Source organism: Paenibacillus vietnamensis (genome assembly GCF_020169515.1).
Taxonomy (GTDB): Bacteria; Bacillota; Bacilli; order Paenibacillales; family Paenibacillaceae; genus Pristimantibacillus; species Pristimantibacillus vietnamensis.
The window spans coordinates 350265-364250 of the sequence record NZ_JAHMHW010000002.1 but is presented as its reverse complement, the minus strand read 5'-3'; the positions used below and the strand labels follow the sequence as shown (position 1 = coordinate 364250).

Genomic DNA, 13986 nt, shown 5'->3' with positions numbered 1-13986 from the left:
TCCGCAAGAAAATCCGCACGGAGGGGCATCGCCTGGATGCCCCGTCCGGGCGGCTTTTCAAGGTGTAACGGAGGAAAGCGCATATGCGTAACTGGTTGAAGAAACATGCAGGCAAGCTTTTGACGGGAATGCTGCTTGCCGGGGCTGCGGCAGCGGTGAACCCGCCGGCAACGGAAGCCCATTTGGCTACGCTTGGTTATTCGGATATTCACATTCAGAACGATACGATTCAATATGGACTGTATTTGGATCCCAGGGAAATCGCTCAGTGGTCGGATATCAGATACGAAGGGGTTTATGTGATCGGGGGGCCGGAATCCGAAGCGCCTTCGGCCGGGGAGCAGCCGGGCTGGAGCGAGGAAGAGCTGGCACAGCTCGTAAACGAAAATTTGGTAGTAAAAAGCGGAGGCGAGGCGGCCGTGCCTGCCATTTCCGATATTTCGATGAAAGAAAAGGCGGGTACGCCGTATGTATATATGAATTTGAAGTATTCGTTCCCGGCTCCGGTCGAGTCCTATTCGATCGATTACCGTTTTTTCTTTGACGATCTGGATCCGCAGCATCAAAATTTTGCGACGATCAGCGCAGGGGATAAAGGGATCGATACGGTGTTTCGCGCCGACCACCGCGTGTCTTCGGATTCGGTAAGCGCATTGGCGAACGGCCGGGCAACGACTTCCCTGCAAATACCGGGTTGGCTGGCTGCGATGTGGGACTACATCCGCCTCGGGATGGAGCATATTTGGACCGGCTACGACCATCTGCTGTTTGTGGCGGCTTTAGTTCTATTGAAGCAAAGGATGAAAAGCTACTTGAAAATCGTAACGGCCTTTACGCTGGGCCACAGCGTTACGATTGCGCTTGCGGCGCTGGATGTGTTTTCCCTGCCCGCCGGCATCGTGGAGCCGCTTATTGCGCTGAGCATCGTTTACGTAGCCGTAGAAAATATTTGGCTGAAGCGTCTCGAGTGGAGATGGGCGGTCGCGCTCGCGTTCGGGCTGATCCACGGCTTCGGCTTTGCCCAGGTGCTTCAAGGAGCGCTCGGGGAACGTTATTTGCTCTCCTTGTTTTCGTTCAACTTGGGCGTGGAGATCGGGCAAATTGCGGTGCTGGCTGTCCTGCTGCCGCTGCTCCTGCTTGCTAGCCGCGTGAAATGGTACCGGAATGCGGCGTTCGCCGTTTCCGGCCTGATCGCGCTGACGGGAACGTATTGGTTTGTCGAGCGCGTCTTTTTGTAGCGTCAGCGGCTACCGGCTGCCATTAAAAAAGCTTTCCTCCAGAGACTAGAATGGAGGAAAGCTTTTTTTGAATTAGAAGTTAAAGTTATCCGGATCCGGTCCGAAGCGATGATCGCGGTTAAGCGCATCGATTTGTCCGATTTCTTCTTCCGTCAGGGCAAAATCGAAAATATCCGCGTTTTCCTGCTGGCGGGCAGGGTTCGTCGATTTCGGAATCGTGACGACTCCGTTCTGCAAGTCCCAGCGAAGGATGACCTGCGCGGGAGTTTTCCCGTATTTTGCGCCGATTTCGGCCAGCACAGGCTGGTCAAGACGGCCCTGCATCAGCGGGCTCCAGGCCATGAGCTGAATGCGGTTGCTCTTCGCGAAGGCGTGCAGCTCCTTCTGGGTAAGCAGCGGGTGATATTCGACCTGATTGACCATCGGCACGAATTCGCCTGCTTGAATGACATCCTGTAAATGATGGGTTTGAAAATTGCTGACGCCGATTGCGCGGACAAGGCCTTCCTTGTACAGCTTTTCCAGCGCGCGCCACGTATCCAGGTATTTGCCTTTTACCGGCCAGTGAATAAGAAGCAGATCGACGATATCGAGGCCGAGCTTACGCCGGCTTGTCTCGAATGCGGCCAGTGTCGACTCGTAGCCCTGGTTCGCGTTCCAAATTTTTGTCGTAACGAAGATGTCGTCCCTGGCGATGCCGCTGTTCCGGATCCCGGCGCCCACGCCTTCTTCATTATTATAGGCCGCCGCCGTATCGATGCTCCGGTATCCCAGCTCAATCGCCGAAGCGACCGTTCTTTCGGCTTCGCCGTCGTCCTTGACCTTCCACACGCCGAGGCCCAGCCAAGGCATCTTCAGACCGTTGCTCAATACCGTGTAGTCCGTTTTTGCGTTAGACATTTCGTTAATCCCTCCCGGTTATAGAGACATTTCCAAAATATTGTAGACGTCCTGCTTGTCCAGCCGTTTGAACGAGCCGATTTCCCCGTAACGGACCGCTTCCTCGGCCATCCGGTCCAGCTTTTCGCTGCCGATTCCGAAGTCGGCCAGTCTGGATTCCGCGCCGATGCGGGTAAAGAAATCTCTTGTTGCCTGTATGCCGGCGAGAGCAACTTCTTTGTCCGATTTGCCTGCCGGATCGATTCCCCATACGCGAACGGCGTACTGCACGAACCGGTCGATACGCTCTTCATGCACGTACTTCATCCAGTTCGGAAAAACAACCGCCAGACCTGCGCCGTGCGGAATATCATAGATGGCGCTCACTTCATGCTCGATGCCGTGCGACGCCCAGTCGTTGGTCATGCCTACGCTGATCAGGCCGCCGTTAAGCGCCATCGTCCCGCACCACATAAGATTGGCCCTTGCGGCAGCGTCCTCCGGATTGGCCAGGGCGGGCTCGACGTTCTCGATGACCGTTTGCAGGATGGATTCGCAAAACCGCTCCTGCAGCGGAGTGTTTTCGGTCAGACTGAAATATTGCTCGAACACATGGGACATGATATCGACGGCGCCGTTCACGGTGTGATTGCGCGGTACGGTGTAGGTAAGCGTCGGATCGAGAATCGAAAATTTCGGATACGTATGAGGGCTGCCGAAGGCACGCTTCAGGTTCTCTTCCCAGTTCGTAATGACGGAGTTTCCGTTCATTTCGGAGCCGGTAGCGGCGAGCGTCAAAATCGTTCCAAGCGGAAGAGCTTCCTTAATAACCGCTTTGTTTGTGAAAAAGTCCCATACGTCGCCTTCATACGGCACGCCGGCCGCGATCGCTTTCGCTGCGTCGATGACGCTTCCGCCGCCTACGGCGAGAATAAAGTCGACGCCATGCTCGCGGCAAAGCCCGATTCCTTTTTTGACGGTGCTAAGACGCGGATTCGGTTCGATATTAGGGAGCTCGTGAACGGCCGCTCCGCTGCTTTGCAGCAGGGAAACCGTCTTGTCGTACAAGCCCGTTTTCTTAATGCTGCCCGATCCGTAGACGAGCAGTACCGTTTTTCCGTATTGTGAGGTTAGAGCTCCGGCTTGATCGGCTGTGCCTTCTCCAAACACGATGCGTGTCGGATTTACAAACTGAAATGAGTTCATGCTTTGCCTCCTAAAAAGACATTTAGATAACTTGAAAAGCAACTAAATATCCTATAAGTTATGTATACGCCGTTTATTTTAGTGATATCGGGGAAGAATGTCAAGTTGAACGAAATTTGTTGTTGATACGTTAACTTTTTGGTTATATAATTGGTGGGCAATAAGACGAGGGCGGATCGACCGGGAAAAAGGGGAAGCAGCAATGGAGATCGAGGTAAGCAGCCGCAATATGAAATTTCTGGAATGTTTTTCATCCCAGACAAGGGTAAAGATAATCGAGCTGCTCAGCGAGCAGCCGATGAACATAAAAAGCCTTTCCGAGGCGTTAGACATAAAGTCTCCTATTGTCACCCGGCATATACATATGCTGGAGGAAGCGGGCATCGTACGCTGCGAAAGCGTAGCGGGGAAGCGGGGAATGCAGAAAATTTGCCATTTGCAGCTGGCGCATGCGACCTTGTTGTTTAAAGGAGCGCCTGCAGCGGACGCGGCCAGACGGTACTCGGTATCGGTTCCGGTCGGCCATTATTCCTCGTGTCAGGTGAAGCCGACCTGCGGGCTGGCATCCGAATCGCGAATGATCGGCATGTGCGACGATCCGCGGTATTTTGCCGATCCGGAGCATGTGGGGGCCAGGGTGCTTTGGTTCGGATCGGGCTTCGTGGAGTACCGGATTCCGAATTATATGGTGAATAACGAAGTGCCGGAATCGCTTGAAATCTCAATGGAAATTTGCTCGGAGACGCCATGCGCGGTCAACCACTTGCCTTCGGATATCTCGTTCAGCATCAACGGTGTAGGTATCGGCATCTGGACGTACCCGGGCGACTTCGGCAGTACACGCGGTCTGTATACACCGGAATGGTGGCACAAAAACATTCAGCACGGGCTGATCAAGACGATCCGCATTAACCGCCAAGGCTCTTATATTGATGGAATCCAGGTGTCGGACATTACGATCGACCGCCTGATGCTTGCTTATGACAAGGAAATTTTATTCCGGATTTCCAGCAGCGCCGCCGCTAAAAATTGCGGGGGCGTCACGCTGTTCGGCAAAGGCTTCGGCAATTACAATCAGGATATCGACGTGACGCTTCGCTGCGATTAGGCAAGGCTTTCGGACAGGTCGGAACCGCTATTCGGTTCCGGCTTTTTTGTTTGTGGAATAAGCAGACAGGGGATTAACAACTTTAACGGCTATGAACCTCGAACCTCGAACCGAACCTCGAACCTCGAACCGAACCTCGAACCTCGAATTTCCGGCAGCTCAAACCGGACCACTGCAGTTTTTACAGCTGAAAGGCGAGGATGGGATGCTCGCGACAAATTTGCTGCAGTTTCTGCATCGGAATCAAGGAATGGAGGCGGCTTCGGACGATGCGCGATCAATTCTGCTGCAAAAGTGCATTGGAAGTGTAGTGAAAAGAAATAATGTAAGGTTTCTGCTGCATTTTGTACATTGGACCTATTTTTGGTTTATTCATTAACAAATAAGCTTGATTGTTTATTTGGTTCATTTATTTTTGTTTTTGTTTGAAATTCATATATTCAAAAACAAACAAATATGATATGATCAATTCAAACAAAAACCAAAATTAAATTCGGAGGTATATCCATGGTACAAAGCTTATGGAATAATGAAAAGGCATCGCAGCTCGAAGGCGGACTGGCTGAGCTTGTATACCGCTCCAACATCATCGGCGAAGACCGCCGCGTCTGCAACTACGGCGGCGGCAATACATCCAGCAAAACGATCGTAAAGGACTTCCGCGGCCGTGACGTTGAGGTTATGTATGTAAAAGGCAGCGGCTCCGACCTGGCAACGATGAAAGCGGGCAATTTCACAGGCCTTCGCATGGACGATATCCGTCCGTTGTTCGAGCGCTCCGAAATGCCGGACGAGGAAATGGTTGCTTACCTTGCGAACTGCATGATCGACGCCAAGCACCCTCGCGCTTCGATCGAAACGCTGCTGCACGCGTTTCTTCCATTTAAGCATGTGGATCATACGCATCCCGATTCGATTATCAGCCTTTGCTGCGCGGATAACGGCAAGGCGCTTGCCAAGGAAATTTTCGGCGACCGTTTCGTCTGGGTTCCTTACGTGCGTCCAGGCTTCACTCTTTCCAAAATGATCGCAGAAGGCGTTCTTGCGAACCCGAATGCAGAGCTTGTCCTGATGGAGAAGCACGGTCTGGTTACTTGGGGCGAAACGTCGGAGCAATGTTACGCGCAAACGATCAAAATCATCTCCGAAGCGGAAGCGTTCATCGAAGCCCGCTTTGACGCAGCTTCGCTGTTTGGCGGCGTGAAGCACGAGGTGCTGCCGGCCGACGTCCGCAGAACTGTTGCTGCACAAGTCATGCCGACAATCCGCGGCGCGGTCAGCGACGCCAAGAAAATGATTCTCTCCTTCGACGACCAAGAGGACGTGCTCGCATTCGTAAGCGGCCACAACTCTCCAAAATTGTCGCAGGTAGGCGCAGCTTGCCCGGATCATCTCGTTCACACGAAGGTCGTTCCGCTCTTCATCGATTGGACCCCGAACGCCGACGACGTTGAAGGCCTAAAACAAAAACTGGCGGCCGGAATCGCCGCTTACAAAGAAGAATACAAAGCTTATTTCGACCGCAACAAAAACGAAGGCGACGTTATGTTTGAAGCCGCTCCGCGCGTTATCCTGATCCCGGGTATCGGCATGATCAACACGGGCAAAAGCTGGGCTATGTCGCAGGTCAGCGGCGCGCTTTACCACCGTGCGATCGCGGTTATGCGCGGTGCGACGACGCTTGGAGATTTCGTATCGCTGAGCGAGAACGAATCGTACAACGTTGAATACTGGCCGCTTGAGCTTTACAAATTGTCGCTTGCTCCTGCGGAAGCCGAATTCTCCCGCAAGGTTGCTTTCATTACCGGCGGCGCCGGCGGTATCGGCAGTGAAACGGCTCGCCGTCTCGTTTCCGAAGGCGCACATGTCGTGCTGGCGGACCTTAACCTTGAGGGCGCTCAGAAGGTAGCGGCGGAAATTAACGAGAAATACGGCGAAAACCGTGCTTATGCCGTGAAAATGGACGTAACAAGCGAAGAGCAGGTAGCGGCGGCTTACGCGGAAACTTCCCTCGTGTACGGCGGCGTAGACATCATCGTCAACAATGCGGGTCTTGCAACTTCCAGCCCGTTTGATGAAACTTCGCTCAAAGAGTGGAATCTGAACATGAACGTGCTCGGCACAGGCTACTTCCTCGTTGCCCGCGAAGCGTTCAAGCTGATGAAAGAGCAAGGCATCGGCGGCAACATGGTATTCATCGGCTCGAAAAACTCGGTATACGCAGGCAAAAACGCTACGGCGTACAGTGCGGCTAAAGCGCTTGAAGCTCATCTGGCGCGCTGTATTGCAGCCGAAGGCGGAGAATTCGGCATTCGCGTCAACACAATTTTGCCGGACGCCATTTTGCAAGGATCCGCGATCTGGAACGGCAGCTGGCGCAATGAGCGCGCGGCCGCTTACGGAATCGAGCCGGATCAGCTGGAGGAATACTACCGGAAACGCACGACGCTGCTCGTGAACATCTATCCGCGCGACATCGCTGAGGGCATCGCATTTTTCGCATCGTCCAAAGCGGACAAAACGACAGGCTGCATGCTGACGATCGACGGCGGCGTTCCTGCAGCGTTTACACGCTAAGGGGGCCGCGGACAATGTTTCAGGCCCGAGGCGAAAGGCATTGGTTTATTCCGGACGGCTTTATTCCTCCGGACAGCACGGGAGAGCTCATCAGCCACGAATCGGTATGTGTGCTGAATACCTCTTCCGAAGATGCGCTAATTCGTTTTACGATCTTTTTTGAAGACCGCGAACCGATGGAGGACATTCTCGTCGTGGTCAAGGGCAGACGCACGAAGCATATCCGCACCAGCTCGCTGATGAAGAACGGAGCGCCGATTCCAATCGGCGTTCCGTACGCCATCGAGCTGTCTAGCGATATTCCGATCGTCGTGCAGTACAGCCGTCTGGACTCCACACAAGCGGAGAATACGCTGATGTCCACAATGGCGTATCCCATTAAATAATCATTCACATAGAAGAGAGGGTGTTCGTGATGTCCGATCGCGCATACGCATTATTCGAGGAACAGCAGCAAGCCCGGGGCATTAACCTGGATGAAGTGAAAGCAAGACTGAAAGCGCTCAAAATCGAAACGCCTTCCTGGGGCTACGGCGATTCCGGCACCCGGTTCAAAGTGTTTCAAAAAGAAGGAGTTCCCCGCAACCCGTTCGAAAAATTCGAGGACGCGGCGCAGGTTCACCGTTTGACGGGTCTTGCTCCGTCGGTTGCGATCCATATCCCTTGGGATAAAGTCGACGATTACAGCAAGCTGAGAAGCCACGCGGAAAGCCTCGGCCTGTCCATCGGCGCGGTTAATCCGAACCTGTTCCAGGACGACGCTTACATGCTTGGCAGCGTAACGAATGCGAATGAGGCGATCCGCCGCAAAGCGACGAATCACCTGCTGGAATGCGTTGACATCGCGAAAGAAACCGGCTCCCGCGATTTGAGCCTTTGGTTTGCGGACGGCACGAACTATCCGGGCCAAGGAAGTATCAGAAAGCGCAAAGGCTGGATGCAGGAAGCGCTGACTGAAATGTATAACGCGATGACGCCTGACATGCGCATGCTGATCGAGTACAAATGCTTCGAGCCGGCTTTCTACCATACCGATCTGGCGGATTGGGGCATGGCTTACAATTTGGCTCAAAAGCTCGGACCGCAAGCGGAAGTGCTCGTCGACACAGGCCATCACCTGCCTGGCGCGAACATCGAGCACATCGTAGCTTATCTGCTTGACGAGAAACGTCTCGGCGGCTTCCACTTCAACAGCCGCAAATACGCGGATGACGATTTGATCGTCGGCTCCGTCAATCCATACGAGCTGTTCCTGATTTTCTATCAAATTTTGAGCGCTGCAGGGGATTCCGATGCGGCTGTCCGCAAAAACGTTGAGAATATCGCTTATATGATCGACCAATCGCATAACATCGAGCAAAAAATTCCGGCTATGCTGCGTTCCGTGCTGAACGTGCAGACGCAATTTGCAAAAGCGCTGCTTATCAACCACGAGGAAGTAGAAGCTGCTTCCAATCGGGATGACGTGCTTGGCGCCGAGGATGCCGTACGCCGCGCATTCGAGTTCGACGTAACTCCGCTGCTGCACGCAATCCGCGAAGAGGAAGGGCTGCCGGTCGATCCGATGAAGGCTTACCTGAGCAGCAGCTACGGCAAGGATATTCTGGTGAGAGGCAAGGGCGGTGCCAGCTGGTGACCATTCTCGCTTACGATCTCGGAGCGAGCAGCGGCAGAGCGCTGCTCGGCCGGTTGAATAACGGCAAGATCGAGGTTGAAGAGCTGCACCGGTTTTCCAACGACCCGGTGCAGGTCGGAGACCGGCTGCACTGGGATATTTTGCGGCTGCTTCACGAGCTGAAGCAGGGGCTTTTGAAGGTGAAGCACCGGGGCATCAAGCTGGACAGCCTGGCGATCGATTCGTGGGCCGTCGACTTCGGCTTTATCGGTAGCAGCGGCGAGTTGCTCGGCAACCCTTACCATTATCGCGACCGCCATACGGACGGCGTGATGGAGGAAGTCGTGCGCGAACTGTCCGAATCGGCTGTTTTCGGCAAAACGGGCATTCAATTTTTGCCATTTAATACGATTTACCAGCTTGCCGCGTTAAAGCGCGCGGATTCGCCGCTGCTGCGCGAAGCGAAACATTTTCTGATGATTCCGGATTTGCTCCGGTATTTCTTGACGGGCGAGAAATTCAACGAGTTCTCCAACGCTACAACGACTCAGCTGTATAACCCGCTTACGGAATCGTGGGACGAGGAATTGATCCGTACGATCGGCCTGTCTCCGGAATGGTTCGGCGAGGTTGTGCAGCCCGGCGCCCGGGTCGGACAATTGCGGCCATCGGTTTGCGAGGAGCTCGGCATCGAGCCTGTACCCGTCTACGCGGTTGCCGAGCACGATACGGGCTCCGCGGTTGCCGCGGTGCCGGCGCTCGACCGCTCGTTCGCGTACCTCAGCTGCGGCACCTGGTCGCTGATGGGCACGGAGGTCGGCGAGCCGGTGATCAGCCCGCTGGCGCAGGAGCTGAATTTTACGAACGAAGGCGGCGCTTACGGCACGTTCCGCTTGCTGAAGAACATTATGGGGCTGTGGGTGCTGCAGGAATGCCGGCGCGCATGGAAGCGTGCAGGAATTTCGTACGACTTCCCCGAATTAGTTAAGCTGGCTCACGAAGCCAAGCCATTCGCAGCCTTTATCGATCCCGACGATCCCGTATTTTTGCATCCCGGAGATATGCCGGCAAGAATCGCCGAGTATTGCGAGCGTACGGGGCAGCAGGCACCGGAGGATGCGGGCGGCATCGTCCGCTGCATTTTGGAAAGTCTGGCATTGAAATACCGGTATGTTCTTGAGCTGACGGAACAGCTGTCCGGGCAGTCGTTTAATGGTCTGCATATGGTCGGCGGCGGCATCCAGAACACGCTGCTTTGCCAGTGGACCTCGAATGCGATCGGAAAGCCCGTATGGGCGGGTCCCGTCGAGGGAAGCGCCATCGGCAACATGATCGTGCAGTGGACCGCGAGCGGCAAGCTGGCGGACATTTGGGAAGCCCGCAAGGTCATCCGCGAATCGTTCCCGGTCGATGTCTACGAGCCTGAGCGCTCCGAAGAGTGGGAGAACGCTTATCGCGCATTCAAAGCGAAAACCGGAATCGAATAGGCGGAGCATTCAAATATAGGTAAGAAGGGGTACGTTATGCTGGTTGCGGAACGGTACGACAAAATTGTACAGCTGGTAAACGAGAGAGGCAGTATCAGAGTAACGGAGCTGAGCGAGCTGTGTCAGGTGACCGAAGAGACGATTCGGCGAGACCTTGACCGCTTGGAGCAGGCCGGACGGTTACGCCGCTCGCATGGCGGTGCGGTGAGCGTGAAGGACCAGCAGCCGGAAATTCCTTTCTTCGAGCGTGAAGTCACGCGAGCGGACGATAAGAAGCGGATCGCGGAGGAAGCGATTAAGCTAATCCGTCCGAAGGACCGCATTCTTCTTGACGCAAGCACGACGGCGTGGTACATGGCGGCCAGCATGCCGGACATTCCGCTGACCGTGCTGACGAATTCCATCAAGGTGGCGATGGAGCTTAGCGGCAAGGAGAAAATCGAGGTGATTTCGACCGGCGGCATTTTGGCATCGCGTTCGTTGTCCTATGTAGGACCGCTGGCGGAGCGTTCCCTCGATGCTTACCATGTCGATAAAGCCTTTTTCTCCTGCAAGGGGGTGCATCTGGAGCGCGGCATCAGCGAATCGAACGAGCTGCAGGCCCGTATCAAGCACAAAATGGTCGGCATGGCGGACCAGGTCATCCTGCTTGCGGATTCCAGCAAATTCGGCGTTCAAGCGTTTACGCACGTCGCCGAGCTGAGCGATATCCACGCGGTCATTACCGACCGCCGCCTGCCTGACGGGCTGTTGTCGCAGCTTCAGGACAAAGGGATTGGCGTCACGACCGTATAATTGGCCTCTCACGAGGCCTATTTTTTTCAACAAACTTGTCTGACAACCTGATATAATATAACTAAGCATAAGGAAAGGGGTGCGGAAATGAAGGTTTCCTTATTTATTACTTGTTTAAGCGATGCGCTTTACCCGCGCGTCGGGGAAGCGATGGTCCGCCTGCTGGCCAGATACGGCGTTGAGCTCCAGTTTCCGACCGTGCAAACCTGCTGCGGACAGCCTGCATTTAACAGCGGTTATTGGAAGGAAGCGCGGGATTCCGCGAAAACGATACTTGATGCGTTCGAAGACAGCGATTTTGTTATTTCTCCGTCCGGCTCCTGCACGGGCATGATTCACCATTATCCGAAGCTGTTCGAGAACGATCCGGTTATGCTGGAACGTGCGAACCGGCTGCAAAGCAAGTCGTATGAATTTACGCAGTTTCTTGTCAAAGTGCTGGGCGTTACGGATGTCGGCGCCTCTTTCCCGCATAAGGTGACTTACCATCCTTCCTGCCACGGCAGCCGTCTGCTGGGCGTGAAGGACGAGCCGATGGCGCTGATCGGCAACGTTAAGGGGCTTGATCTCGTGCCGCTCCCGTTCGCTGAGGATTGCTGCGGCTTCGGGGGAACGTTCGCGGTGAAAATGGCGGATATTTCCGGTGCGATGGTAACGGAGAAGGTCGATCACGTGCTGGAGACGGAAGCCGAGGTGCTGGTCGGCCTCGACATGGCATGCCTGCTGAACATTGCCGGCAATTTGCGTTACCGGAACGAGCCGGTTCGCGTCATGCATTTGGCGGAGCTTCTATATGAAGGGGTGAAAGGAGCATGAGCACGGCGCAGAAGAAAGAGAAAACGGTCAAAGCGAGAGCGGATCTTGCCCTGAACGACGAGTTTTTGCGCAAAGCGGTCCGGTTTACGACGGAGCGGCTCAGAAACGGGAAGAAAAAAGCGACCGCCGAGCACGGCAACTGGGAGGAATGGCGCGAGCGCGGCAGACAGATCCGTCTGCACACGATTGCCCATCTCGATTATTACTTAAATTTATTCGTCAATAATGCCCGTGCGAACGGCGTGCATGTGCATTTTGCGAATACGGCAGAAGAGGCCGTCAAGCTGACGCTGGACATCGCCGAGCACGCGAACGCCAAGTCGGTCGTAAAGTCGAAGTCAATGGTTTCGGAGGAGCTTCATCTTAATCACGCTCTCGAGACGATCGGCGTTGAAGCGGTGGAAACGGACCTTGGGGAATACATTATTCAGCTGGCCGGCGAAATGCCTTCGCATATCGTCATTCCCGCCATTCACAAAAACCGCTACCAAATCGCAGAGCTGCTGTCCAAGGAGGCGGGCTACACGCTGCCGCCGGATACGACGGCGCTGGCGGGCTTTGTCCGCAAGAAGCTGCGCGAGAAGTTTCTGGACGCGGAAATCGGCATGACCGGCTGTAACTTCGCGATTGCGGAGACGGGCTCGATGGTGCTTTTCGAGAATGAAGGCAATGCACGAATGGTCAGCACCGTACCGAAAACGCAAATTACGCTGATGGGTATGGAGCGTATTATTCCGTCCTGGTCCGACCTGGAAGTTATGGCGACGCTTTTGCCGCGTTCGGCTACGGGCCAGAAGCTGACGATGTATATGTCCGGCATTACCGGCCCGCGCCGCGAGAAGGATGCGGACGGCCCGGACGAAATGCATATCATTATTATCGACAACGGCCGCTCACTGCAGCTCGGCGATCCCGAGTTCCAGGAGCTGCTGAACTGTATCCGCTGCGGCGCCTGCCTGAACGCCTGCCCGGTATACCGCCACATCGGCGGCCACGCCTACGGCAGCACGTACAGCGGTCCGATCGGCGCGGTGCTTACCCCGTCCCTGAACAAAAACATCGCCGAGTGGGACGATATCGCCAACGCGTCCAGCTTGTGCGGCGCCTGCTACGAGGCTTGCCCGGTCAAAATACCGCTTCATGATATGCTGGTTTACTTGCGCAGGCGGAAGGTCGAGAGCGGCCACGGCAACAAGCTCGAATCGATCGGAATGCAGGGTTTTGCCACTATCATGGGCAATTCCTCGCGGCTCGGAGGCGTGCTGCGGCTTGGCAAGCTGGGCCAAAAGCTCGTCGTGCGCAGCGGCGTCATCAAGACGAAGCTTGGTCCGCTCAAGGGCTGGAATACGTACCGCGTCACGCCGAGCCTTCCGAAGGAGTCGTTCCGGGAGAAGTGGGACACGCTCGATCAGGAGCTTAAAGCAGGACTGAGGCAAATGGACCCTTCGATGAAGCAGAGGATGGAGGAGCTTGTGCAGAAGCGCGAGCGGGAACGGAAGGAAGGCAAAGGAGGACACGGGCATGGCTGATACGCATAAGCAATGGCTGGAGAAGCTGGAGGCGGAGTCGCGCGCGAAGCAGGAGCTTTTTATGAACAACATAGCCTCGAAGCTCAGGCACCCGAGAATGACGGAGAAGCCGCAGCATCCGTTTCGCGGCGCACCCGATTTCTGGAAGGCGTTCGAATGGTCCGAGGAGGAGCGCATTAAGGAGTTTACGGATAACTTTCTTTCGGTAGGCGGCCATGTGGCGCGGCTCCAAACGATGGAGGACGCGAAAAAGTTCATCGCCGACAAGGCGGGGGAGATGGGAGCCAAATACATCGTCCGCCAAAACCAGCCGGAGCTTGCGGATTTGGGCCTGGAGCAGCAGCTGCCTGACTCGCAGGTGTCGGTCTGGAACACCGATCCCGGCCAATATTGGCGGGCACGCGCGGCAGAGGCGGATTTCGGCATCGTCATCGCGGATCACGCAGTCGCTTATACCGGTTCGGTAACGGTGTTGTCGGCGGAGAACAAAGGCCGTTCCGTCAGCCTGCTGCCGACGGTACTCATGATCATAATTCCGCTAGACCGTTTGAAAACAAGGCTTGGCGAGGTACTGTCCACGTTCGATGAAGCCGGACGCGAACATTTGCCGGCAGGCATTCATTTCATTTCGGGACCGAGCCGTTCCTCCGATATCGAGAACGATTTGACGATCGGGGTACACGGTCCGGGCATCGTCTACGCCTTGCTCGTAGGCTGACAAACGGTAAGCAGGAGG

Annotated in this window: 12 protein-coding genes; 10 read left to right on the top strand and 2 right to left on the bottom strand. The window is 55.1% G+C overall.

Annotated elements, in window-relative coordinates:
- Positions 1-83 precede the first annotated feature (83 nt).
- On the top strand, positions 84-1238 hold the full coding sequence (locus KP806_RS06755; RefSeq protein WP_224722808.1) for a HupE/UreJ family protein: 1155 nt from the start codon (positions 84-86) through the stop codon (positions 1236-1238).
- Positions 1239-1310: 72 nt separating this feature from the next.
- Here KP806_RS06755 and KP806_RS06750 read toward each other — a convergent pair whose 3' ends face one another.
- Both KP806_RS06750 and KP806_RS06745 read right to left on the bottom strand, forming a co-directional pair.
- Positions 1311-2138 (bottom strand): aldo/keto reductase, encoded by an 828-nt coding sequence (locus KP806_RS06750; protein ID WP_224722807.1) that lies wholly within the window; start codon positions 2136-2138, stop codon positions 1311-1313.
- 18 nt (positions 2139-2156) lie between these two features.
- The gene (locus KP806_RS06745; RefSeq protein ID WP_224722806.1) at positions 2157-3323 is read right to left on the bottom strand and encodes an iron-containing alcohol dehydrogenase; all 1167 of its coding nucleotides are present in this window, start codon (positions 3321-3323) and stop codon (positions 2157-2159) included.
- Positions 3324-3525: 202 nt separating this feature from the next.
- Here KP806_RS06745 and KP806_RS06740 point away from each other — a divergent pair, with 202 nt between their 5' ends.
- From KP806_RS06740 to KP806_RS06700, 9 genes are all read left to right on the top strand, one after another.
- Positions 3526-4431: an ArsR/SmtB family transcription factor gene (locus tag KP806_RS06740; RefSeq protein ID WP_224722805.1), complete on the top strand. Its 906-nt coding sequence runs from the start codon at positions 3526-3528 to the stop codon at positions 4429-4431.
- Positions 4432-4938: 507 nt separating this feature from the next.
- Positions 4939-7008 (top strand): bifunctional aldolase/short-chain dehydrogenase, encoded by a 2070-nt coding sequence (locus KP806_RS06735; protein ID WP_224722804.1) that lies wholly within the window; start codon positions 4939-4941, stop codon positions 7006-7008.
- A gap of 14 nt (positions 7009-7022) precedes the next feature.
- Positions 7023-7394: a sensory rhodopsin transducer gene (locus KP806_RS06730; protein WP_224722803.1), complete on the top strand. Its 372-nt coding sequence runs from the start codon at positions 7023-7025 to the stop codon at positions 7392-7394.
- 29 nt (positions 7395-7423) lie between these two features.
- Positions 7424-8644: an L-rhamnose isomerase gene (gene rhaI / locus KP806_RS06725; RefSeq protein WP_224722802.1), complete on the top strand. Its 1221-nt coding sequence runs from the start codon at positions 7424-7426 to the stop codon at positions 8642-8644.
- A complete protein-coding gene (locus tag KP806_RS06720) occupies positions 8641-10110 on the top strand; it encodes a rhamnulokinase (RefSeq protein WP_224722801.1) in 1470 nt (489 codons plus the stop codon). Before rhaI ends, KP806_RS06720 begins: the two co-directional genes overlap by 4 nt.
- A 36-nt stretch (positions 10111-10146) precedes the next feature.
- Positions 10147-10905 carry a DeoR/GlpR family DNA-binding transcription regulator gene (locus tag KP806_RS06715; protein WP_224722800.1) on the top strand — a complete coding sequence of 253 codons (759 nt, stop codon included), beginning with the start codon at positions 10147-10149 and terminating at the stop codon, positions 10903-10905.
- A gap of 87 nt (positions 10906-10992) precedes the next feature.
- Entirely contained in the window at positions 10993-11721 is a 729-nt protein-coding gene (locus KP806_RS06710; protein ID WP_224722799.1) for a (Fe-S)-binding protein, read from the top strand.
- The gene (locus KP806_RS06705; RefSeq protein ID WP_224722798.1) at positions 11718-13250 is read left to right on the top strand and encodes a LutB/LldF family L-lactate oxidation iron-sulfur protein; all 1533 of its coding nucleotides are present in this window, start codon (positions 11718-11720) and stop codon (positions 13248-13250) included. The genes KP806_RS06710 and KP806_RS06705 overlap by 4 nt, the downstream gene beginning before the upstream one ends.
- Complete coding sequence (locus tag KP806_RS06700; RefSeq protein WP_224722797.1) at positions 13243-13968, top strand: LutC/YkgG family protein; 726 nt, start codon at positions 13243-13245, stop codon at positions 13966-13968. The genes KP806_RS06705 and KP806_RS06700 overlap by 8 nt, the downstream gene beginning before the upstream one ends.
- The last annotated feature ends 18 nt before the right edge of the window (positions 13969-13986 follow it).

Bases quoted from the DNA above. Each gene is read 5' to 3' on its own strand.
- KP806_RS06705 (WP_224722798.1), top strand. From the start codon at position 11,718: ATGAGCACGGCGCAGAAGAAAGAGAAAACGGTCAAAGCGAGAGCGGAT.
- KP806_RS06755 (WP_224722808.1), top strand. From the start codon at position 84: ATGCGTAACTGGTTGAAGAAACATGCAGGCAAGCTTTTGACGGGAATG.
- rhaI (WP_224722802.1), top strand. From the start codon at position 7,424: ATGTCCGATCGCGCATACGCATTATTCGAGGAACAGCAGCAAGCCCGG.
- KP806_RS06700 (WP_224722797.1), top strand. From the start codon at position 13,243: ATGGCTGATACGCATAAGCAATGGCTGGAGAAGCTGGAGGCGGAGTCG.
- KP806_RS06750 (WP_224722807.1), bottom strand. From the start codon at position 2,138: ATGTCTAACGCAAAAACGGACTACACGGTATTGAGCAACGGTCTGAAG.
- KP806_RS06715 (WP_224722800.1), top strand. From the start codon at position 10,147: ATGCTGGTTGCGGAACGGTACGACAAAATTGTACAGCTGGTAAACGAG.
- KP806_RS06745 (WP_224722806.1), bottom strand. From the start codon at position 3,323: ATGAACTCATTTCAGTTTGTAAATCCGACACGCATCGTGTTTGGAGAA.
- KP806_RS06735 (WP_224722804.1), top strand. From the start codon at position 4,939: ATGGTACAAAGCTTATGGAATAATGAAAAGGCATCGCAGCTCGAAGGC.
- KP806_RS06730 (WP_224722803.1), top strand. From the start codon at position 7,023: ATGTTTCAGGCCCGAGGCGAAAGGCATTGGTTTATTCCGGACGGCTTT.
- KP806_RS06740 (WP_224722805.1), top strand. From the start codon at position 3,526: ATGGAGATCGAGGTAAGCAGCCGCAATATGAAATTTCTGGAATGTTTT.
- KP806_RS06710 (WP_224722799.1), top strand. From the start codon at position 10,993: ATGAAGGTTTCCTTATTTATTACTTGTTTAAGCGATGCGCTTTACCCG.